The following is a 22,069-nucleotide window of genomic DNA, read 5'->3' on the forward strand; positions in this document are numbered from 1 at the left end:
CTTCACTTTTATTCCGCCGCCACCAGCGCCGGCCGGGCCTGATGCGCATTGCGGGTGAACTCGTCGATGCGCCGCTCGATTTCCGGGCGGAAATGACGCACCAAGCCCTGGATGGGCCACGCAGCCGCATCACCCAAGGCACAGATCGTGTGGCCTTCCACCTGTTTCGTCACATCGAGCAGCATGTCGATTTCGTGCTTCTGAGCCTGACCAACTACCAGCCGCTCCATCACGCGCCACATCCAGCCGGTGCCTTCGCGGCATGGCGTGCACTGGCCGCAGCTCTCGTGCTTATAGAAGTAGGAGAGCCGCGCAATCGCCTTCACGATGTCGGTGGACTTGTCCATCACGATCACGGCGGCGGTGCCGAGACCGGACTTCAGTTCGCGCAGGCTGTCGAAGTCCATCGGCGTATCGATGATCTCACTGGCCGGCACCAATGGCACCGAAGAGCCGCCCGGAATGACCGCCAGAAGATTGTCCCAGCCGCCACGGACGCCGCCGCAATGGCGCTCGATCAGCTCGCGGAACGGGATCGACATCTCCTCTTCTACCGTGCACGGGTTTTCCACGTGGCCGGAGATGCAAAAAAGCTTCGTGCCCTTGTTGTTCTCGCGCCCGAAGGAGGAGAACCATGATGCGCCGCGGCGAAGAATGGTTGGCGCAACGGCGATGGATTCGACGTTGTTCACAGTGGTCGGGCAACCATAGAGGCCGACATTCGCGGGGAATGGCGGCTTCAGGCGAGGCTGGCCCTTCTTGCCTTCAAGGCTTTCGAGAAGTGCCGTTTCCTCACCGCAGATATAAGCGCCGGCGCCGTGATGGACGAAAACGTCCATGTCCCAGCCGCATTTGTTGTTTTTGCCGAGAAGGCCCGCCTCGTAACACTCGGCAATCGCACGCTCGAGCGCCTCGCGCTCGCGGATGAACTCGCCGCGCACGTAGATATAGGCGGTGTGCGCGCCCATGGCGAAGCCGGCGATCAGGCATCCCTCGACCAGCGTGTGCGGGTCGTGGCGCATGATATCGCGGTCTTTGCAGGTGCCGGGCTCCGATTCGTCGGCATTGACGACGAGATAATGCGGGCGGTCGCCCGGCTCTTTCGGCATGAACGACCATTTGAGACCGGTCGGGAAGCCGGCGCCGCCGCGCCCGCGCAGGCCCGACGCCTTCATCTCGTTGATGATCCAGTCGCGGCCCTTGTCGATCAGGCCCTTCGTGTTGTCCCACAGACCGCGCGACTGCGCGCCCTTCAGGGAACGGTCGAACTGGCCGTAGATATTGGTGAAGATGCGGTCTTTATCCTGGAGCATGACTCAGTCCCTCACCTCGGCTTCTTGCCGAAAACTTTGATGTATTCGGCTTCGCCGCCTTTGGCGAGCGCCTTGGCCTGTTTGACCCAGTCCTCGCGCTCGATGCGGCCATGAAAGCTCAGATAACCATCGACCCATTCGCGCTCGGCCTTCTTCCACTTCGAAACCTGCTCGAAGGTGAATATGCCGAGATCGTGCAGAATGCCCTCGATCTTCGGGCCAATGCCAGAAATCATCTTGAGGTCGTCAGGTTCTGCCGGACGGGCGATGCCGACCGGACGGTTCTTGTCTTCAAGCGCGGGCTTGGCCGGTTTTGCCGGTTTTGCGGCCGCAGACGCTTTGGACGAGGTGGCGGATTTGGGCGAGGTGCCAGGCTTTTTCTTCGGAGCAGCCTTGGCAGAAACAGCGGCGGCTGCCGATGTCTTGCCATTGTCCGCCTTGACCGGTGACGGCGACTTGATCGCCGGATCGGTTTCGGTGGCAGACGTGTCGGGTTTGGCCGCGCGGGACGGCGGCACCTCGGTGCCTGCGGAAGCCTTTTTCCGGCTGCCGGGCTTGCCCTTCGTCTTGCCGGTGACGGCCTTTTCGTCGGTCAGCGCCGTGAGGCCACTGGCAGGAGCCGAATAGATGCGGTCGATCTGCGGACCGGGCTTGATCGTGTCGCCCTTGCCGGCCTCGAATGCATCGATGATTTCTTCGAGGCGCTCGGGCGTCAAGTCTTCATAGGTGTCCTTGAAGATCATGACCATCGGCGCGTTCACGCAGGCGCCCTGACACTCCACCTCTTCCCACGACAGCGTGCCGTCGGCATTGGGGTGGAAGGGTTCCGGATTGATCTTCTTCTTGCACAGTTCGATCAGTTCGCCGGAGCCACGCAGCATGCAGGGTGTGGTGCCACACACCTGAATGTGGGCGCGGGTGCCGACGGGCGCGAGCTGAAACTGGGTGTAGAAGGTCGCCACTTCCAGAACGCGGATAAGCGGCATGTCCAGCATTTCTGCCACATGCTCAATGGCCGCGCGCGTGACCCAGCCTTCCTGCTCCTGCGCCAGCATCAGAAGCGGGATCACCGCCGACTGCTTGCGGTCTTTCGGATATTTGCCCAGCCAGCGCTTCACCTCCCCGTTCATGGCACGGGAAAAAGCGAAGCTCTGCGGCTGGACGGCTTCGTCTGCGAGACGGCGGACTGACATTTATCTGTCTACCTCACCAAACACGATGTCGAGGGAGCCAAGCACGGCGGCGACGTCGGCCAAAAGATGGCCGCGACACAGGAAATCCATGGCCTGGAGATGAGCAAAGCCCGGGGCGCGCAGCTTGCAGCGATAAGGCTTGTTGGTCCCGTCGGAGACCAGATAGACGCCGAACTCGCCCTTGGGCGCTTCCACGCAGGCATACACCTCGCCTTCGGGAACGTGGTAGCCTTCGGTGTAGAGCTTGAAGTGATGGATCAGCGCTTCCATCGACCGCTTCATCTCGCCGCGCTTGGGCGGGACGATCTTGCCGTCGGTGTTGGAAACCGGGCCGACACGCTCCTTGCCGAGCAGCCGATCAACGCACTGGCGCATGATCTTCGCCGACTGGCGCATCTCTTCCATACGGATGAGATAGCGATCATAGCAGTCGCCATTCTTGCCGACCGGGATGTCGAAATCCATCTCCGGGTAGCATTCATAGGGCTGGCTCTTGCGCAGATCCCATGCCGCACCCGAACCGCGCACCATGACGCCCGAGAAGCCCCAGGCCCATGCGTCTTCCAGCGTCACGACGCCAATATCGACATTGCGCTGCTTGAAGATGCGGTTGCCGGTCAAAAGATTGTCGAGATCGTCCACCGTCTTGTGGAACGGCTCGATCCAGTTGCCGATGTCCTCGACGAGCTGATCGGGAATGTCCTGATGAACGCCGCCGGGGCGGAAATAGGCCGCGTGCATGCGCGCGCCGCAGGCCCGCTCATAAAACACCATCAGCTTTTCGCGCTCTTCAAAGCCCCACAGCGGCGGGGTGAGCGCGCCCACGTCCAGCGCCTGCGTGGTGATGTTCAGAAGATGGTTCAGAATGCGGCCGATCTCGGAGAAGAGCACGCGGATGAGCTGACCGCGGATCGGAACGTCAATGCCGATCAGACGCTCCACGGCCAGCGCAAAGGCGTGTTCCTGGTTCATGGGCGCGACATAGTCGAGCCGGTCGAAATAAGGCACGGCCTGCAGATAGGTCTTGTGCTCGATCAGCTTTTCGGTGCCGCGATGCAAAAGCCCGATATGCGGATCGACACGCTCGACCACCTCACCGTCGAGCTCAAGCACAAGGCGCAGAACGCCGTGCGCCGCCGGATGCTGCGGGCCGAAGTTGATGTTGAAGTTGCGGACGGAGTGTTCAGTCATGACGCATGGCCCCTTCGTGGCCAGAGCGAATAGCGAATAGCGAATAGCGAATAGAAAGCGATCCCGTCATGCCGATTTTTCCTGTAGTCGCCGGATCATTGATCTGATCATCTTTCCAATCTCTTCAGCCGCCTGGAGCAGTTCCTGCAGCCTGCCTTCTTCCAACAAATTCAAACGCGACGCCAACATCAGATGCGTCTCTAATTCCTTCAGCGAACCCTGCGCAACGCGCAGAAACTGAATAAAGGCTCCGGTAAGTTCGCGCCCATGCCCTTCAGCAATGTTCGCCGGTACTGAACCGGCCGCGCGGCGTATCTGACTCGTAAGACCGTAAATCTCTGTGTTTGGAAAGTCGCGGGTTGCACGATAGCAGTCCGTAGCCAGATCCATCGCTGCTTTCCATATCAGAAGGTCCCTGTACGAGTTGATCGTCAACCGAGCCTCTCTATTCGCTATTCGCTACTCCCTATTCGCTTTCCTTCACTCTTTCGCCTTCTCATCGCCGGGCAGAACGTAATCCGTCCCCTCCCATGGCGAAAGGAAATCGAAATTGCGGAATTCCTGCCGCAGCTCGACGGGTTCGTAGACGACACGCTTCAGATTGTCGTCGTAGCGAACCTCGACAAAGCCGGTCAGAGGGAAGTCCTTGCGCAGCGGGTGGCCCTCGAAACCGTAGTCGGTGAGGATGCGCCGCAGATCCGGGTGGCCTGTGAAAAGGACACCGTACATGTCATAGATTTCGCGCTCGAACCAATTAGCCGCGGGAAACACTTCGATGGCCGAAGGCACGGGTGTGTCCTCATCCGTCGACAGCTTTACCCGGACGCGCTGGTTCTGGCGCGGCGACAGAAGATGGTACACCACCTCGAAACGCTTTTGCCGCGAGGGGTAGTCCGCTCCCGAAATGTCGATGAAAGCGAAGAACTGGCATTGCACATCGTTCTTCAGAAAATTGAGCACATCCACGATGTCGCCCGGCTCGACCAGGAAGGTCAGTTCGCCATAGGCAACGACCGCATCCTGAATCTGCGCGTCGAGTTTTTCCGTGACGTAGGCCGCCAGGTCCTTCAGCGCTTCGCTCATATCCGCCTCTAACGTTCGATCGTGCCGGTGCGACGGATCTTCTTCTGCAGAAGAAGAATGCCGTAAAGCAGCGCTTCCGCCGTGGGCGGGCAGCCGGGCACATAGATGTCGACAGGCACGACGCGATCGCAGCCGCGCACCACCGAATAGGAATAGTGATAATAGCCGCCGCCATTGGCGCATGAGCCCATGGAAATGACGTAGCGCGGCTCAGGCATCTGGTCATAGACCTTGCGCAGGGCCGGCGCCATCTTGTTGGTCAGCGTGCCGGCGACGATCATCACGTCGGACTGGCGCGGTGACGCACGCGGCGCGATGCCAAAACGCTCTGCATCGTAGCGCGGCATGGAGATGTGCATCATCTCCACGGCGCAGCATGCCAGACCGAAGGTCATCCACATGAGCGAGCCGGTACGCGCCCAGGTGATCAACGCCTCCGAAGACGTGACAAGAAAGCCCTTGTCGGAAAGTTCGTTGTTGAGACCCGTATAAAACGGATCATCCGAACCGACCGGATTGCCAGTGTTCGGGTCGATCAGGCCCTTGGGCCGGGGCGCTACGAGCGTGCCGTTGTTCAGTCCCATTCCAGCGCTCCCTTCTTCCATTCGTAGATGAAGCCGATGGTGAGAATGCCGAGGAACACCATCATAGACCAGAAACCGAGCCAGCCGATATCGCCAAACGCCACAGCCCACGGGAAGAGGAAAGCCACTTCCAGATCGAAGATGATGAACAGAATCGCCACAAGATAGAAGCGCACATCGAACTTCATGCGCGCATCGTCGAATGCGTTGAAGCCGCATTCATATGCGGAGAGCTTCTCCGGATCCGGATTGCGATAGGCCACCAGGAATGGCGCAACCACCAGCGCAAGCGCGACGACGAGCGCGACGCCGATGAAAATAACGATAGGTAGGTATGAACTCAGAAGCTCATTCATGGTCCGACTTTCCGTTGCCCGCCGCGGGCGAGGCTGCGTATCGAGGCCCGAGACCGGGATTTTGCGCCTACGGCCAAGGCAGCAAGGCTAGGCTCATGTTGCAACGCGGCGAGGGTTAGCGCAGGGCGCTTGGCGACGCAAGTCAAACCTTGGCCAGATTGCGGCATTGTCGCACGCATATCCGCCGTTGTTCACAAACAGCGCCCCTTCCGGCGTTCCGCCACAGCGCAGATAACGCACAAAATCCGCCTGTAAAGCGCCCTCTCCTTTCTGTCAGGAGACTCCGCTGCTTTGGAACAATCGGGTGGCATCCGCCTGGCCGACTGGTTAGGTCTGTTACAAAGCGAATGGCGGGGAAGAACGCAGGCATATGCGAAGAGAGCGACTCACACCGGCAGAGGTGCGGCGAATTGCCCTCGGCGCCCAGGGATTTTCCACATCACGCCCCCGGGGGCCCATTACCCGTCATCATATTCGGCGTACGCTGGCCCGCACCGGTTTGCTACAGATCGACTCGGTCAATGTGGTAGCCCGCGCACACCTCATGCCGCTTTATGCACGTCTGGGACCCTATCCGGTGGAGGTTCTGCAGAGAGCCCACGCGAAAAAACCGCGCATGCTGTTTGAATACTGGGCCCATGAGGCCTCGCTCCTGCCGGTTGAACTTCAGCCCTTTCTGCGCTGGCGAATGGAGCGCGCGCGGCGCGGTGAAGGCGTCTACAAGGGGCTCGTCCATTTCGCTCGCGAGAAAAGAGAGCTCGTCGAACGTCTATACAAAGAGGTGGAGAGCCGAGGACCGCTGGCTGCTTCCGAACTTGATGGGGAAAGCGGAAGCGGCGGCTGGTGGGGCTGGAGCGAAACCAAAAAAGCGCTCGAGTGGCTTTTCTGGTGCGGTCGTATCACCACCCATTCCCGCCGACCAAGCTTTGAGCGTCTCTACGATCTCCCCGAGCGTGTGTTGCCGCGCTATGTTTTCGATGCCCCCACTCCACGAGAAGATGACGCACAGCGTGCTCTGGTCAACATAGCGGCGCGCGCGCTCGGCGTTGCCAGCGAGCCGGACATCAGGGACTATTTTCGACTGAAACCCGATGTATCCAAGGCGCGTGTCGCCGAGCTCGTCGAGGATGGTGTCTTGTATCCCGTGGAGATCCGCGGCTGGCGCCATGCTGCATACCTTCACAAGGACGCGCAGCTGCCGCGGCGCATCGATCGGGCCGCGCTGCTCGCACCCTTCGATCCGGTCGTCTGGGAGCGCGACCGGGCCGAACGCATCTTCGGCTTTCGCTATCGGATCGAAATCTATACTCCCGCTCACAGGCGCGAGCATGGCTATTACGTTCTGCCTTTTCTTCTGGGGGATCGCATCGCGGCGCGTGTGGATCTCAAGGCGGATCGGAAAGAACGGGTTCTGCTCGTTCAGTCGAGCCATGCAGAGCCCAAGGCCCCCGCCCACACGGCGGAAGCGCTGCGCCGGGAGCTTGAGCGTCTCGCGCATTGGCTCGACCTGGATTCGGTTCTCGTCATGCCTCGCGGAAATCTGGCGCAGCAATTGGGTCCTATCAAATGAGGATGCGGCGCTTGACCCATCGTCAACCACCAATCCTTCCGCCTCCCTGGTGCTTTTTGCAACCATTTCGGGATTTACTCTCACATTTACAAAACTTTTCGATTTTTTTTTACAACCTCTGCTTTTTGAGAATGATGTCTTCTTTTTGTCAGATCGAAACTGCTTGCGCGAAACTGCTATCTGAATTTTGCAATCTCAAGGTGATATTCCCGATCCAGGCGCACTCAAAAAAATCCCACAAAACCCGAACTTTTCGAAATAGTACAAAAATACAAATCAAAATTGTGTAACCCAGAGTTGCCTTGAAGAAAAAATGTCCGCACAACTCAGCGGTTGCTTTTAAAAAATCCACAACCTGGCAGGTACAATCTCTAGTAATAAAACAAGGATCTCGTGTTTAATCTTTGTTTATTTCTGCTCATCAATCCTGTTCTCGGGCTTGGGAGTACTGGAAATGGACAAAAGATATTTCGTAAAATTTTTCCACCGATCAGACGGCACAGCAGCGCTTGAATTCGCCATTATTGCGCCGGTGTTCTTTCTCACCGTTTTTTCGATGATTGCTTACGGGATCTATCTAAGCGCCGCTCATTCCGTACAGCAGGTCAGCGCTGATGCCGCCCGTGCTGCAGTCGCGGGGCTCTCTCAGATGGAGAGGCAAACGCTGGCGCGTGATTTCATCCAACGGTCGATGACCGATCATCCATTCATCGACACGAAAAAGTTCGACATCCAGGTCGCGGACGATGCCGGTAACCCCAACCAGTTTACCGTTTCCGTCAAATACGATGCCAGCGACCTGCCGATCTGGTCGCTCTATTCCTACGTGATGCCCGACAAGGAAATTGTGGGGTACTCGACGATCCGGTTAGGAGGGCTGTGACATGCCCAGAACCCGCTTTTCACACATCAGCAGGTTCGCCAACGATCGCCGCGGAAATGTCGCAACACTGTTCGCCCTGTTTGTCCCCATCATGATTGGCTGTGTGGCACTGGGGGTCGACTATGGCAATCTCACCCTGCAAGACCGCAAGCTTCAGAAGACAGCCGACCTCGCTTCGATCGTTGCAGCTGCTGATATAGCCAGGGCTGAGAAAGCCGTCGCCCAGTTTTTCTCTCTCAATAACCAGGAGATCGCTCTCGAGACCGACGAGGGACTTCTGCTCGATGGTCGCTACCTGTCCGCCGATGAGTATATAGAGCAGGAAAAACACGGCATCGCGCGCCTGGTGCGCGGACGCTACTATCCCGACCCCTCCATTGCCACCAGTCTACGCTTTGTGGAGATGGAAACGTCGCCTGACGCCGCAAGAGTGACGATCAGAAAACGCGGTGACCTGTATTTCGGTGCGATATTCGCCGACCCGCCGGAATTGTCTGCGGTCGGTACCGCATCAGCAGAAAAGCTCGCGGGTTTCTCGGTCGGATCCCGTCTTGCAAGCCTCAACGAAGGTCTATTGAACGGCCTGCTTGGCGGTCTGCTCGGCACGACGATCTCGCTGAAAGTGATGGACTATGAGGGATTGCTCGACGCCGACATCGATATCCTTTCCTTCATGCAGACTCTGGCAACACGCCTGGATCTGACCGGCCTGACATACAGCCAGATACTCGAAACCGACCTTACCCTGCCTGAATTGCTGTCAACCATGCGCTTGACGAGCGGCGTGCCGCCAACGGTTCAGAGTGTCCTCAGGACACTCGAGACGGCAACCGCGAAGAACAGCAATACCATCAGGCTGGAGCAGCTTCTGAACCTCGATGCAATTGGCGCGCTGAGCATAGCCACCACTGCTCCCTGGGAGATGAGGATTGCAGCGCTTGAAATGATTACCATGGCTGCCGCACTTGCCAATGGTGACAATCAGGTTGCAGTCGATGCCGGCTTAAATCTCTCTCCGCTCACCAATCTTTCGGTCAAGCTTGCAATCGGTGAACCACCCGCCGGAACGCCCAGCCATGCGCTGGCGCCCATCGGCACAGCCGTACGAACGGCACAAACGCGCCTGAAGGTCTCGTTTGAAGTCGGTATCGACCTGGTGGTCCTGAAAACGAAGCTACGGATTCCGCTCTATGTGGAAGTGGCGCATGCCGAGGCACGCATCGCCGATATCCAATGCAGCCCCTCGCAGCCAAACAAGGGCAGTGTCTCTGTTGACGCGATGCCGGGAGTGTTGGAGATCGCGCTCGGTGAAGTTGATGACCGTACTTTGTCGACATTTTCGGATCAGGCTCGGGTCAGTCCCGCCAGGATGATCGACGTTGGAGGCATCTTGAGCGTATCGGTCAACGGCAAGGCGCATGTTGAAACGCAGAACATGCAACCGACACGGCTGCGCTTCTCAAGTTCGGATATCCGGCAAGGACGCATCAGGAGCGTATCAACACGGGACATTCTGGGCTCGACAACCAGTTCACTGCTCGAAAACCTCCATCTCGACGTAGAAGTTCCGGGCGGGTCGCTTCTCGGCGGAACGCTCCTCAACACCACGCTTGTGAAGGGCACCGTCAAGGCGCTCCTCTCAAGCCTCTCGGAACCGATCGACGAACTCCTTTACAATGTGCTTGCGCTGGCTGGTGTGAAGATCGGCGAAGCCGATGTAAGGGTCACCGGCGTCAGCTGCAAACGCCCGGTGCTCGTGCAGTAGCTCCCAGGCACAATGAGTTGCCGCCTGCCCCGCGATCCAGATTGCGGGGCTTTTTTCCTCCCGATGCACGGGTCGCCCGGCACCCACAGCAGCAATCACATCTCCGATTGGTACCAGGAGCAGAATGGGTGTAAGATCGCTGGTCTCGCCGCACTTGAAGCTTCAAGCGTGTGGCGACATGGAGGATATCATGAAACCCTATGCACTTCTTGCTGCGCTGATCGGCCTATGGCCGGCAGCGGCTTTTGCGCATGCATGCCCCAGCCTGATGAGCGAAATCGATCAGGCGATGCAGACAGCCTCGCTGTCAGAGAGCGATACGGCTCGTGTCAAGGAACTGCGGACAATGGGCGAGGAACAGCACAAGGCCGGCGATCACGACGCATCCATGTCGAGCCTTGAGGAAGCAAAGGCCCTGCTCGGCCTGTAGCCTCCGCCTGCATGATCTGACGTGCTTTGAAAAGCAAAAAAGCGGGCCCCGGCCCGCTTCCTTCGTTCCCGAGAGCCACCGGGTGCCGGTACCTTCACGGTCACCACGGGGTCGTTCGGATCGAATACAGTGATCTTCCGGGGAACCTCACCACATATCTTGCAGGACGTCCCACGCCGGTTCAACCACCGCTCGCCAGGAGATGGTGTTGCGTGGCATGCAATGCAAGAGCTTCTGTGAGGAAAGTCGTCACTATCCGTCGGCTGCGCCTGTACGATCAGGCCAGGGACAAGATTTACGCGGACCTCCAGCCTGGCTCCTGATCATGTATCTCGGAACGGTTGCGCCCCAGATGTTTGGCGCGATAAAGTGCCTTGTCGGCCTCTTCCATAAGAGTTTCGACATCAGCCGAACCATCGTCCGACGACGCCAATCCAACGCTCACGGTTACACTGATGGGGATCCCGCCGTCTGGCGTCACATGCCCCTGCGCAAAAGCGCGTCGTATCCGCTCAGCAACTTCAAGCGCCTGTTCACGAGTACATTTGGGAAGAAGGATGGCAAATTCCTCGCCCCCTACCCGGCCGATAATATCGCCAGAGCGCAGGCACGCCGAGATCTTTGCCGCCGCGATCGAAATTACCTGGTCACCGGTTGCGTGGCCGAAACGGTCGTTGATCGACTTGAAGTGATCGATATCCAGCATCAGCGCCGAATATGGATGGCATTGTTTGGCGCAGTACCGGGCAAGCTTCTGCGCCTCTTCGCCGAACGAGCGCCGATTGAGGAGGCTGGACAGGGGATCGTGGCGCGCGAGATGGGATAATTGTGCAATCAGATCTTTTTGCTTTGCCATAGCGCTGGCGAGCATCAGAGGCGCCAGGGTGATCAGACTGACACCGAGCCGCATCGATACAAGCGCTCCTTCCTCCGACACACCAACCACGCGGTCGAACAGATTGGTCGAGAGCGCGATCAGGCTCCAAAAGCTGAACACCGATGTCAAAAGGACTGTCACGAAGCGCGGATAGACAATCGCGGCCCACAGGAGGGCCGGCACGGGAAATGCGACGGCGCCGGGACCACCAATCTGGAAACTGGCAAAACAACTGAGAACCAGAGAAAGTACCGGTAGGCCGAGATAGGCCAGCCGCTTCGTCGACACACCGCGCGGGAATGAAAACAGGCGAGCGGTCAGAATGACCGGGAGGATGGCGACGTAGTTCGCAAATTCGGTGACGAACCAGAAGGTCCACCCCCCAACAGCACTGCCGCCAAACAGCACAGGATTGGCGACCGCCCCCACAAAGCCGGCCAGGCACGCCCCAAACCCGATAGCAGAAATCAGTTGCGGAACAGACTCCGGCGTCTGAAGCTGGATCGCCTCGCGGGAATACATTCGCAGAACCGTGTAAGCCCCGCCGATACCGGCGAGATTGGCACCTGTCAGTATCAACGCCTTGTCCAGGGGCGAGCCGGTCATCAGATCAGCAGCGATGAAGCCCGCCGTCGCTCCCAGCCAACCCAGCGGGGTTGCGGTTTTGGGAAACCGCAGAAGCAGGCCGAGCATTACGGCGTTGGCGGGCCAGACGTTCGCCAGAAAATCGAGCGGGCGCGTGTAAATGCCAAAAAGGCAAGTACCGAAAATCACCACGCCGAGCAGAAATGCAGCCTGGACGGTCTCAAGGACAGATCCTCTGCGCGTTTCCTTGCGGGCTTCAATATTCGTCAGCACGGCTAAAGGCCCCCACACATTGAGGCAGCAGCTTAGTGCCCAATGATATCTCTCAGGTTAAGAGAAGCAGCCGAACGGCAGTTTTCGGCACCTCATGAGCGATGGTTAACGCTTCCGTGCAGAGAGCATTAAAGTTCGATCATTACACTCATTGTCATGAGCCTGACAAAGCTGTTCTCGTGTCTGTTGCGCGTTGCGCTTTTGCTTTCACCGGCAGCCGCCGCCGTGATCATGTTCGTCTATCTTCTGGACGTGGCGGAACGAACGGGCGAGCCACAGGCCGTGGACCCATTCCGCACAGCAACGATCCGATGACGGCGCCACTGGCCGTTCCGATGGGGCTGCCGGGCAGGCACATGCCTTGCCGCAACAGGCGGGTCGGACAAGCCGTATCGGCCGTACCGCTTGCCGCGCAATCGATACGCATGCGGCTCAATATTAAAGGTAGTCTGGAACTGGAAACGGATGTTCTGGGGCAATTATCCCCCGGCGCCACTTCTCCGGATTTATGGGAAGTGGCGCGAGTGACGGGGCTCGAACCCGCGACCTCCGGCGTGACAGGCCGGCACTCTAACCAACTGAGCTACACCCGCGCTTGAGGCGCTGTGCCGAAGCAGCAACGCGTCGATGAGCGCTGAATTAGGGGGTTCTTGATGTGGTGTCAAGCAGCCAATCTGCAGTTTGTGAAACTTTCTTGATGTTGGTTCAATATGCGTTGGAGAAGGTGTTTTTTGCTTGCGATCCGAGCGCGAACCCCCTAAACGATCCGCTTGGAATGGGCGATTAGCTCAGTTGGTAGAGCGCTTCGTTTACACCGAAGATGTCGGCAGTTCGAGCCTGTCATCGCCCACCATTCCCTCCTCATTCCGCGAATGTTGCGACTTCTTCGCCCCGGCACGTTGCCGTGCCACTCACTTGTCCCCCCTCTCCCCTGGAGTAGATGCGTGTCCGAGATTCGCAAATCCCGAAAAGACGACCTCGTCGACCTTATCGAGATCTGGCGGCGGTCTGTCCGCGCGACGCATGACTTCCTCTCTGAATCAGACTTCCGCGCGATCGAGGCCGACGTGGCCGGAACCTATCTTCCGGGTGCGGACCTGTGGGTCGCAGTCGATGAAGAGGATTCGCCCCTCGCCTTCATGGGACTCTGCGAAGGGCATATTGACAGTCTGTTCGTGGATCCGGATTCGCGCGGCACAGGTCTTGGTGCGCGCTTAATCGCACATGCGCGCGAGGTCGCCGGCAGACACATTACCCTGGATGTCAACGAGCAGAATGAGCTGGCACTTGGCTTCTATCGAAAGATGGGCTTCGAGGTGAAGGCGCGCTCGCCGAGGGATGGCGCAGGTCGCCCCTATCCGCTTCTTCATATGTCCCTTGAGGCATGCAAGACGCGCTCCAGACAGGCGGGGTAGGCCACCTCCGCAAGGGTGCCGGACAGAGAATGACGCCAGCGTCGCTCTCGTGTTTGAGACAAAAGAAAAGCCGGGCTGGAACCCGGCTTTTCTTGCATTCCCTTGAGGGCGCGATCAGCTGTTGACCGCGTCCTTGAGGCCCTTGCCGGCCGAGAACTTCGGCACGTTGCGAGCCGGGATCTGAACCGTAGCACCGGTCTGCGGGTTGCGGCCCGTTGAGGCTTCACGCCGCGAGACGGAGAAGTTGCCGAAGCCGACGAGGCGCACGTCCCCACCCTTTTTGAGTTCGCCTTCGATCACGGAGAAAACCGCATCGACCGCGGACTGGGCGTCGCCTTTGGAGAGGCCTGCCTCTTCTGCGACTGCGGATACGAGCTCGTTCTTGTTCATGTAATTACCCCTTCCTGATAAGGACCAAGTGATGCGACTCACTCGGCTCGAGGCAGTCTAGGGAGAACAATTGCCGCCACCAAGCACGAAATGCTTTCAGGCGCTCTAAAACCCACGTTTTCTGCGGTTTTCGACAGAAAAGCCGGGCAAAATGCCCGGCTTCTGATGATTCTGCCGAAAATACGGCGTGGAAATGCCTCAATCCCTTGCACCGCACCGGTTACGCGCCTTTGCTCAACCGGTGCGGCGAAACGGAATCAATGGGCGATTGTTTGCCCTTCGGTCCCGCCTGCAGCGACCTTTCCGGCCGGCTCGACGGGCTCCACCCATTCGATCGGCTCGGGCATGCGGGTAAGCGCATGTTCCAGCACCTCGCCGACGCGGCTTACGGGAACAATCTCGAGGCCGTTCTTCACGTTCTCGGGAATGTCTGCCAGATCCTTGGCGTTCTCTTCAGGAATGAGCACCTTCTTGATCCCACCGCGCAAAGCAGCAAGAAGCTTTTCCTTCAGGCCACCGATTGGAAGCACACGGCCACGCAGTGTGATCTCGCCGGTCATGGCGATGTCCTTGCGCACCGGAATGCCGGTCATGATGGACACGATGGATGTGGCCATCGCAACGCCCGCAGACGGACCATCCTTGGGGGTAGCGCCTTCCGGCACGTGCACGTGGATGTCCTTCTTGTCGAAGACCGGCGGCTCGATGCCGAAATCGACGGCGCGCGAGCGGACATAGGATGCCGCAGCGGAGATCGATTCCTTCATCACGTCGCGCAGATTGCCGGTAACGGTCATCTTGCCCTTGCCGGGCATCATGACGCCTTCAATGGTGAGCAACTCGCCGCCAACTTCCGTCCACGCGAGACCCGTCACGACACCAACCTGGTCCTCACCCTCGGCCTGACCGAAGCGATAACGCTGCACGCCCAGATAATCCGACAGGTTGTCCTCGGTCACTTCGACCTTGTCCTTGCCGCCGTCCTTCTTCGCGTTGCGCAGGATTTCCGTCACCGCCTTGCGGGCGAGCTTCATCAGTTCACGCTCGAGATTGCGAACACCCGCCTCACGTGTGTAGGTGCGGATGATCTGCTGGAGCGCGCCATCGGTCACGGAGAACTCATGCGCCTCCAGAGCATGCTCACGCACGGCCTTGGGCAGGAGGTGCCGCTTGGCGATCTCCACCTTCTCGTCTTCGGTGTAGCCGGCGATGCGGATGATCTCCATGCGGTCCATCAGCGCTGGCGGAATGTTCAGCGTGTTGGCCGTGGTGACAAACATCACGCTCGACAGGTCGTATTCCACCTCGAGATAGTGGTCCATGAAAGTCGAATTCTGCTCCGGGTCGAGAACCTCAAGCAGCGCCGAAGAGGGATCACCACGGAAATCCATGCCCATCTTGTCGATCTCATCGAGCAGGAAGAGCGGGTTGGACTTTTTCGCCTTCTTCATCGACTGGACGACCTTGCCGGGCATCGAGCCGATGTAGGTGCGACGGTGCCCGCGGATTTCAGCCTCATCACGCACACCGCCGAGCGCCATGCGGACATATTCACGTCCCGTAGCCTTGGCGATGGACTTGGCGAGCGATGTCTTGCCGACGCCGGGCGGGCCGACGAGGCACAGGATCGGCCCCTTGAGCTTCTTCTGACGGCTCTGGACTGCCAGGTACTCGACGATGCGCTCCTTGACTTTCTCAAGACCGAAATGATCGGTGTCGAGCACATTCTCCGCAAATTCGAGATCGTTCTTGATTTTGCTTGGCTTCCTCCACGGTATGGAAAGCAGCCAGTCGAGATAGTTGCGAACCACCGTGGCTTCGGCCGACATGGGCGACATGGTCTTGAGCTTCTTCAGCTCGGCCTCGGCCTTCTCGCGCGCTTCCTTGGAGAGCTTGGTCTTGTTGATGCGCTCTTCCAGTTCGGCAGCCTCGTTGCGGCCGTCCTCGCCCTCGCCGAGCTCCTTCTGAATGGCCTTCATCTGCTCATTCAGATAGTACTCGCGCTGGGTCTTCTCCATCTGACGCTTGACGCGCGAACGGATACGCTTTTCCACCTGCAGCACGGAAATCTCGGCTTCCATGAAGCCCATGGCCTTTTCGAGCCGCTCGCGAACGGAGAGCGTGGCCAGCATTTCCTGCTTCTCGGGAATCTTGATCGCCAGATGTGAGGCAACCGTATCGGCCAGCTTCGAGTAATCCTCGATCTGGGTCGCGGCCCCCACCACTTCGGGCGAGATCTTCTTGTTGAGCTTTACGTAATTCTCAAAATCGGAAACGACCGAACGTGCCAGCGCCTCGATCTCGACCTGGTCCTCTTCCGGCTCCGGGAGCAGATCCGCGGTCGCTTCATGGAATTCCTCACGGTCGGTGAACTGCGAAATGCGGGCACGCGATGTTCCCTCGACCAGCACCTTTACCGTTCCGTCCGGCAACTTCAGGAGCTGCAGCACATTGGCAAGCGTACCGACGTCGTAAATGCCACTCGGATCCGGGTCGTCGTCCGCAGCGTTCATCTGCGTTGCCAGCAGGATCTGACGCTCGGCGCCCATCACTTCTTCCAGCGCCTTGATCGACTTGTCGCGGCCGACGAAGAGCGGGACGATCATATGCGGGAACACCACGATATCGCGCAGGGGCAATACGGGAAATGCGGTGCCACCAGCGGTCTTGGGGGTATCAGTCATGTTTCAGCCTTTTCAAACCGCGACCGCTCGAGAGCCGGCCACGGGTTTCAGTCTATCCGGCCAGAGCGTTATCCACCAGAAGCAACCGCATCTTTGCGCGATGTCCGTGTGGAAACCACCCCACCATTACTCCTCCCTTAGTTGGAGACATGAACCGAGAAGATCAAGGGCCTAGGCAGGATGCATGGACCGGACACACAGCCTGCAACCTCTGACCGTCCCGATTCGGTGGTTTTGGGGTACATCGACGCTGCAAAAACGCGAACGTCACCGAAGCAGGACTCCGGTGACGCAAACACTCAAACTTCCAGACGCGGACGTTTCGTCAGGCGCTGGCGTTACCCTTTTCCTGCTCGCGCTCTGCGTAAATATAGAGCGGGCGGGCATTGCCGGCGACAACCTCGTCGGAGATGACGACCTCCTGGACCCCCTCCAGCGCGGGCAGCTCAAACATGGTGTCGAGGAGAATCGCTTCCATGATAGAACGCAGACCGCGTGCGCCCGTCTTGCGCTCGATAGCCTTGCGAGCGATCGCAGCAAGCGCGTTTTCATGGAAGGTCAGTTCCACATTCTCCATGTCGAACAGGCGCTGATACTGCTTGACCAGAGCGTTTTTGGGCTCGCTCAGGATCTGCACGAGAGCAGCCTCGTCCAGGTCTTCAAGCGTCGCCAAAACCGGGAGACGTCCAACGAATTCGGGGATAAGACCGAATTTCAAAAGGTCTTCCGGCTCCACCTGGCGGAAAAGCTCGCCCGTTCGACGATCCTCCGGCGAGGCCACCGTCGCGCCAAAGCCGATGGATGTCTTGCGGCCACGGTCGGAGATGATCCTGTCAAGGCCAGCAAATGCGCCACCGCAGATGAAGAGTATGTTGGCCGTGTCCACCTGCAGGAACTCCTGCTGGGGGTGCTTGCGACCGCCCTGGGGCGGAACGGAAGCAACCGTGCCTTCCATGATCTTCAGCAATGCCTGCTGCACGCCCTCGCCTGACACGTCACGCGTGATCGAAGGATTGTCGGACTTGCGAGAAATCTTGTCGATCTCATCGATATAGACAATGCCACGCTGCGCGCGCTCGACATTGTAATCGGCCGACTGCAGCAGCTTGAGAATGATGTTCTCGACATCTTCGCCCACATAGCCGGCTTCGGTGAGCGTCGTCGCATCGGCCATGGTGAAGGGCACGTCGATGATGCGGGCGAGTGTCTGCGCCAGCAATGTCTTGCCGCAGCCCGTCGGACCAATCAGCAGGATATTCGACTTGGCCAACTCCACATCAGCGTTCTTGGATGCGTGGGCAAGGCGCTTGTAGTGATTGTGGACCGCCACGGAAAGCACGCGCTTGGCGTGGCCCTGGCCGATCACATAATCGTCAAGCACTTCGATGATCTCCTGCGGTGTGGGCACGCCCTCGCGCGACTTCACCATCGAGGATTTGTTTTCCTCGCGGATGATGTCCATGCACAGTTCGACGCACTCGTCGCAGATGAAGACAGTCGGTCCCGCAATCAGTTTGCGGACTTCGTGCTGGCTCTTGCCGCAGAAGGAGCAGTACAGCGTGTTCTTGGAGTCCCCGCTGCCGTTGCTGGCCTTGCTCATGTCTTACGTCCTTTCACTACCCACCGGCATGTCGCCCCGTACCTGCCGGGCGGTCATGGACCCTGAAGATGGGATAACCTCCAGGTGGTCCACGCTCTGTCTTCGAAACGAACCACAAATCCGAAAACGCGGCAACCATACCGAGCCCCTGACCAGACCTTGGCTCTGGAAACTCAATATAGGTTTAACGTAGGCGTTCACACACCGGCTGCAAACACAAAAATGTGACAGAATTGACGCAATCGGCCGCAAATGCGCACCGAATCGCGCCTCACCCGGCGCCTTGCCGGGCCCTGCGTTAATGAATGCCTGAACGGACCTCAGGATCCGGGCGCTTTCTCGACCGCTTCGCGCGAACTGATCACCTTGTCGATCAGGCCGAACTCCTGCGCCTCGTCCGAGGTCATGAAGTGGTCACGGTCGAGCGTCTTTTCAATCGTCTCGTAGTCCTGGCCGGTATGCTGGACATAGACCTCGTTCAGGCGACGCTTCAGCTTGATGATGTCCTGCGCGTGGCGCTCGATATCGGACGCCTGCCCCTGAAACCCCCCGGAGGGCTGATGCACCATGATGCGTGCGTTGGGCGTAGCAAAACGCATATCCTTGTGACCGGCGCACAGAAGCAGCGATCCCATGGACGCGGCCTGGCCGATACACAGGGTGGAGACCGGAGGCTGGATGAACTGCATGGTATCGTAGATGGCCATGCCCGAGGTCACCACACCGCCCGGCGAATTGATGTAGAGCGCGATCTCTTTCTTGGGATTGTCGGCCTCAAGAAAAAGAAGCTGCGCACACACGAGCGAGGCCATGCCATCCTCGATCGGGCCGGTGATAAAGATGATGCGCTCTTTGAGAAGGCGCGAGAAGATGTCGTAAGCCCGTTCACCCCGGTTCGTCTGCTCGACGACCATGGGCACCAGATTCATGGCGGTATCGACGGGATTCGGCATGAATATACCTTTCGGTTGGAAGTCGCACGCCGCAAATCCGGCGCGCGCAAAAGCGGCAGAATCGTTTGGTTCAAGGGGATAAATAGGATGCCCCCTTCCCCTGACGCAAGAGCAAGCGCGTATCAAGATGCTCGTCTGCTGCCGATTCGCCCGTTATGAATGGCGATTGGTGCCACATGGCATCGTCTGTCCTGGAAGCCGGATTGCCAGCAACATGCACTCCAAGCCTGCCTATCTCCAGTTCGACGCTGATCGAAAATCCGTCCAGCTCGACCCGCACCAGCCGGAATTCGTTTGCAATCCTTATGACGCCTACGCGTTCCTCCACGCGCAGGGACCGGCCTTCTTCTGGGAAAATTACGGCTTCTGGTGCCTGATCGATCATGACGGCGTCAATCGCGCGCTGCGCGACCGGCGCCTCGGGCGCCAGCAGCCCGACGGGCGCAAGCCGGACCCTGCGTCCCGAACACATCTTGCCCATTTCGACGCGGTCGAGGCGAACTCCATGCTGGAGCTGGAACCGCCAGTCCATACGCGGCTCAGAAAACTCGTCAACCGCGCCTTCGTTTCGCGTCAGGTGGAGCGCCTGCGCCCGCGCGTCGAAGCACTTTGCCATGAACTCATCACCGGCTTCGAGCGGGATGGCGAGGCGGAGCTCCTTGCCGCCTACGCAACGCCCATACCGCTGGTCATCATCACGGAAATGCTTGGCGTTCCGGGCGAAATGGGGCCGCAACTGGTCGAGTGGTCGCACCGTATGGTGGCCATGTATATGCATGGCTCGGATGAGAAAACCCAGCGCCGCGCCGACGCGGCCGCACGCGACTTCTCCGCCTTCATCCGTGCCTATGCCGTGAAGCGGCGTGCCTCTCCCGGCGATGATCTGCTAAGCCTTCTGATCTCCGCGAAAGAAGATGGTGAGCAGCTTTCCGAAGATGAACTAGCTTCGTCTGCGATCCTGCTCCTGAATGCGGGACACGAAGCGACCGTGCACCAGCTCGGCAATGCCATATCCACCATTCTTGCGCAGGGCGGCGACCCGCGCCGCTTCTTCGCCTCCGAGGCAGAGACGGCGGCCACGGTCGAGGAATGCCTGCGCTACGATCCGCCGCTGCACATGTTCACACGCTACGCCTACGAGACCGTTGAGGTCACGGCTGGCCTCACCCTGAAGCCCGGCGAAACCTTGGGGCTGATGCTGGGTGCGGCCAATAGCGACCCGCGCGCCTTCGATCATCCGCGCAACTTCCGGCCTGGACGTGGAGATCAAAAAAACGTCTCGTTCGGTGCCGGCATCCATTTTTGTATAGGTGCGCCACTGGCGCGACTGGAAATGCAGGTGGGATTGAAAGTTCTGTTCGAACGCCTGCCCCCGCTCGCTCTGAAGGCGCCACCGACCTATGGCGACACCTAACATTTTCATGGGCTTGAGCGGCTGGACTGCCGCTGGCATACTGGCTCTTGACGAGGCTCGGTCTCGCGCGAAATGGAAACGGCACGGGCCAAAGAGCCCGCGCCGCATAAAAAGCCAAGCAAGCGTATCTGGTTCAGATCTGGGCCAGCGCCTGCTCCAGATCGGCGATGATGTCTTCCACATCCTCGATACCGATCGACAGGCGGATCACATCGACGCCTGCACCAGCTGCAGCCTTTTGCTCATCGGAAAGCTGGCGATGCGTGGTGGACGCCGGGTGAATGATCAGGGATTTCGTGTCGCCGATATTGGCCAGATGCGAGAATAGCTCCACGCTCTCCACCACCTTCACACCCGCATCGAAGCCGTCCTTCAGGCCAAAGGTGAAGACCGCACCCGCGCCCTTGGGGGAGTATTTCTTCATGAGGCCATGATTGGGATCATCGGGCAGGCCCGGATAGGAAACCCAGGACACCTTGTCGTGGCCCTTCAACCACTCGGCGACCTTGAGCGCATTGTCGCTGTGACGTTGCATGCGAAGGGCGAGCGTCTCGATGCCGGTCAGAATCTGGAACGCGTTGAAGGGCGAGATCGCCGGGCCGAAATCACGCAGTCCCAAGACGCGGGCGGCAATCGCGAACGCGAAATTGCCAAAGGTCTCATGCAATACCATGCCGCCATATTCGGGGCGCGGCTCGGAAAGCATTGGATACTTACCCGACTTCGACCAGTCGAACGTACCACCGTCGACCAGAACACCGCCCACGGAATTGCCGTGGCCGCCCATGAACTTGGTCAGCGAGTGCAAAACAACATCGGCGCCGTGCTCAATGGGGCGCAACAGATAGGGTGAGGCCATGGTGTTGTCGACGATGAACGGCAGGCCATGCTTGCGGGCGACATTGCCGATCTTCTCCAGATCCACAAAGGTGCCGCCGGGATTGGCGAGGCTTTCGACGAAGATCGCCTGCGTATTGTCATCGATCTGGCTTTCAAAACTGTCGAGGTCTTCCGGATCGGCCCAGCGCACATGCCAGTCAAAGTTCTTGAAAGCATGGCCGAACTGGTTGATCGACCCGCCGTAAAGTTTCCTGGCAGCGATGAAGTTCGCGCCGGGCTTCATGATCGTGTGGAAAGTGAGGAGCTGTGCTGCGTGACCCGACGCCGTGGCGAGCGCCGCCGTGCCGCCTTCCAGAGCCGCGACGCGCTCTTCGAGAACAGCCTGCGTCGGGTTCATGATGCGGGTGTAGATATTGCCGAAGGCCTTGAGGCCAAACAGAGAGGCGGCATGGTCCGCATCGTCGAAGACATAGGAGGTGGTCTGGTAGATCGGCGTGGCGCGCGCGCCTGTCGCCGGATCGGGCTGAGCCCCTGCATGCACTGCCAGCGTGTCGAAACCGGGCGTACGCTCACTCATGACTATTCCTCCAAAAAAACAGATATTCGTTCGGGGCATCAATACAGAGGGCGCCGTCGCAGGAAAAGGCGTTTTGTCCCTGTGGGCTGGCGT

Annotated in this window: 20 protein-coding genes and 2 tRNA genes; 8 read left to right on the forward strand and 14 right to left on the reverse strand. The window is 59.0% G+C overall.

The genetic code is table 11. The features are described 5' to 3' along the window. Nucleotides 1–8 precede the first annotated feature (8 nt). The 7 genes from nuoF to P2W41_RS11690 all read right to left on the reverse strand — a co-directional run bounded on the left by nuoF (nt 9) and on the right by P2W41_RS11690 (nt 5,720). Complete coding sequence (nuoF, locus tag P2W41_RS11660) at nt 9–1,313, reverse strand: NADH-quinone oxidoreductase subunit NuoF (protein WP_404933227.1); 1,305 nt, start codon at nt 1,311–1,313, stop codon at nt 9–11. Nucleotides 1,314–1,324: 11 nt separating this feature from the next. Further along, nucleotides 1,325–2,506 (reverse strand): NADH-quinone oxidoreductase subunit E, encoded by a 1,182-nt coding sequence (locus P2W41_RS11665; protein ID WP_404933228.1) that lies wholly within the window; start codon nt 2,504–2,506, stop codon nt 1,325–1,327. Then, a complete protein-coding gene (locus tag P2W41_RS11670) occupies nt 2,507–3,697 on the reverse strand; it encodes an NADH-quinone oxidoreductase subunit D (protein ID WP_404933229.1) in 1,191 nt (396 codons plus the stop codon). It lies immediately after the preceding gene. 66 nt (nt 3,698–3,763) lie between these two features. After that, the gene (locus P2W41_RS11675; RefSeq protein ID WP_404933230.1) at nt 3,764–4,132 is read right to left on the reverse strand and encodes a four helix bundle protein; all 369 of its coding nucleotides are present in this window, start codon (nt 4,130–4,132) and stop codon (nt 3,764–3,766) included. 45 nt (nt 4,133–4,177) lie between these two features. Then, nucleotides 4,178–4,780, reverse strand: a complete 603-nt coding sequence (locus P2W41_RS11680; protein WP_292894971.1) for an NADH-quinone oxidoreductase subunit C — start codon at nt 4,778–4,780, stop codon at nt 4,178–4,180. 8 nt (nt 4,781–4,788) lie between these two features. Further along, on the reverse strand, nt 4,789–5,364 hold the full coding sequence (locus P2W41_RS11685) for a NuoB/complex I 20 kDa subunit family protein (RefSeq protein WP_404933231.1): 576 nt from the start codon (nt 5,362–5,364) through the stop codon (nt 4,789–4,791). Further along, nucleotides 5,355–5,720 carry an NADH-quinone oxidoreductase subunit A gene (locus P2W41_RS11690; protein WP_007007904.1) on the reverse strand — a complete coding sequence of 122 codons (366 nt, stop codon included), beginning with the start codon at nt 5,718–5,720 and terminating at the stop codon, nt 5,355–5,357. Before P2W41_RS11690 ends, P2W41_RS11685 begins: the two co-directional genes overlap by 10 nt. A gap of 370 nt (nt 5,721–6,090) precedes the next feature. Between P2W41_RS11690 and P2W41_RS11695 the strand changes: the two genes are divergently transcribed. The 4 genes from P2W41_RS11695 to P2W41_RS11710 all read left to right on the forward strand — a co-directional run bounded on the left by P2W41_RS11695 (nt 6,091) and on the right by P2W41_RS11710 (nt 10,368). Then, a complete protein-coding gene (locus P2W41_RS11695) occupies nt 6,091–7,290 on the forward strand; it encodes a winged helix-turn-helix domain-containing protein (protein ID WP_404933232.1) in 1,200 nt (399 codons plus the stop codon). A 454-nt stretch (nt 7,291–7,744) separates the two neighbouring features. Beyond that, the gene (locus P2W41_RS11700; protein ID WP_404933233.1) at nt 7,745–8,173 is read left to right on the forward strand and encodes a TadE/TadG family type IV pilus assembly protein; all 429 of its coding nucleotides are present in this window, start codon (nt 7,745–7,747) and stop codon (nt 8,171–8,173) included. A 1-nt stretch (nt 8,174) separates the two neighbouring features. Continuing rightward, complete coding sequence (locus tag P2W41_RS11705) at nt 8,175–9,938, forward strand: pilus assembly protein TadG-related protein (protein ID WP_404933234.1); 1,764 nt, start codon at nt 8,175–8,177, stop codon at nt 9,936–9,938. Between the two features lie 190 nt (nt 9,939–10,128). Continuing rightward, nucleotides 10,129–10,368: a hypothetical protein gene (locus P2W41_RS11710; protein ID WP_292894955.1), complete on the forward strand. Its 240-nt coding sequence runs from the start codon at nt 10,129–10,131 to the stop codon at nt 10,366–10,368. 295 nt (nt 10,369–10,663) lie between these two features. On the opposite strand, the gene P2W41_RS11715 is transcribed toward P2W41_RS11710, so the two are convergent. Beyond that, nucleotides 10,664–12,103, reverse strand: coding sequence for a diguanylate cyclase (locus P2W41_RS11715; protein WP_404933235.1), 1,440 nt, complete (start codon nt 12,101–12,103; stop codon nt 10,664–10,666). A gap of 156 nt (nt 12,104–12,259) precedes the next feature. On the opposite strand from P2W41_RS11715, the gene P2W41_RS11720 reads away from it, so the two are divergent. Beyond that, entirely contained in the window at nt 12,260–12,418 is a 159-nt protein-coding gene (locus P2W41_RS11720) for a hypothetical protein (protein ID WP_292894949.1), read from the forward strand. A gap of 201 nt (nt 12,419–12,619) precedes the next feature. On the opposite strand, the gene P2W41_RS11725 is transcribed toward P2W41_RS11720, so the two are convergent. After that, nucleotides 12,620–12,696: transfer RNA gene (locus P2W41_RS11725), tRNA-Asp, on the reverse strand. A 184-nt stretch (nt 12,697–12,880) separates the two neighbouring features. On the opposite strand from P2W41_RS11725, the gene P2W41_RS11730 reads away from it, so the two are divergent. Together P2W41_RS11730 and P2W41_RS11735 are read left to right on the forward strand one after the other, a co-directional pair. After that, a tRNA-Val gene (locus P2W41_RS11730) sits at nt 12,881–12,956 on the forward strand. 91 nt (nt 12,957–13,047) lie between these two features. After that, nucleotides 13,048–13,518, forward strand: coding sequence for an acetyltransferase (locus P2W41_RS11735; RefSeq protein WP_292894946.1), 471 nt, complete (start codon nt 13,048–13,050; stop codon nt 13,516–13,518). A gap of 114 nt (nt 13,519–13,632) precedes the next feature. Here P2W41_RS11735 and hupB read toward each other — a convergent pair whose 3' ends face one another. From hupB to P2W41_RS11755, 4 genes are all read right to left on the reverse strand, one after another. Continuing rightward, nucleotides 13,633–13,908, reverse strand: coding sequence for a DNA-binding protein HupB (gene hupB / locus P2W41_RS11740; protein WP_223020414.1), 276 nt, complete (start codon nt 13,906–13,908; stop codon nt 13,633–13,635). 257 nt (nt 13,909–14,165) lie between these two features. After that, nucleotides 14,166–16,592, reverse strand: a complete 2,427-nt coding sequence (gene lon, locus P2W41_RS11745) for an endopeptidase La (RefSeq protein WP_292894940.1) — start codon at nt 16,590–16,592, stop codon at nt 14,166–14,168. 325 nt (nt 16,593–16,917) lie between these two features. Continuing rightward, complete coding sequence (clpX, locus tag P2W41_RS11750) at nt 16,918–18,192, reverse strand: ATP-dependent Clp protease ATP-binding subunit ClpX (protein ID WP_292894937.1); 1,275 nt, start codon at nt 18,190–18,192, stop codon at nt 16,918–16,920. Between the two features lie 320 nt (nt 18,193–18,512). Then, nucleotides 18,513–19,145 (reverse strand): ATP-dependent Clp protease proteolytic subunit, encoded by a 633-nt coding sequence (locus P2W41_RS11755; protein ID WP_292894934.1) that lies wholly within the window; start codon nt 19,143–19,145, stop codon nt 18,513–18,515. A gap of 214 nt (nt 19,146–19,359) precedes the next feature. Here P2W41_RS11755 and P2W41_RS11760 point away from each other — a divergent pair, with 214 nt between their 5' ends. Next, nucleotides 19,360–20,559 (forward strand): cytochrome P450, encoded by a 1,200-nt coding sequence (locus P2W41_RS11760; RefSeq protein WP_404933236.1) that lies wholly within the window; start codon nt 19,360–19,362, stop codon nt 20,557–20,559. Between the two features lie 133 nt (nt 20,560–20,692). Here the strand turns inward: P2W41_RS11760 and P2W41_RS11765 are convergent, their stop codons facing one another. Then, nucleotides 20,693–21,976: an O-acetylhomoserine aminocarboxypropyltransferase gene (locus P2W41_RS11765; protein WP_292894928.1), complete on the reverse strand. Its 1,284-nt coding sequence runs from the start codon at nt 21,974–21,976 to the stop codon at nt 20,693–20,695. Nucleotides 21,977–22,069: the final 93 nt, after the last annotated feature.

Origin of the sequence: Nitratireductor sp. L15S-10 (genome assembly GCF_045011005.1) — a bacterium.
Classification (GTDB): domain Bacteria; phylum Pseudomonadota; class Alphaproteobacteria; order Rhizobiales; family Rhizobiaceae; genus Nitratireductor.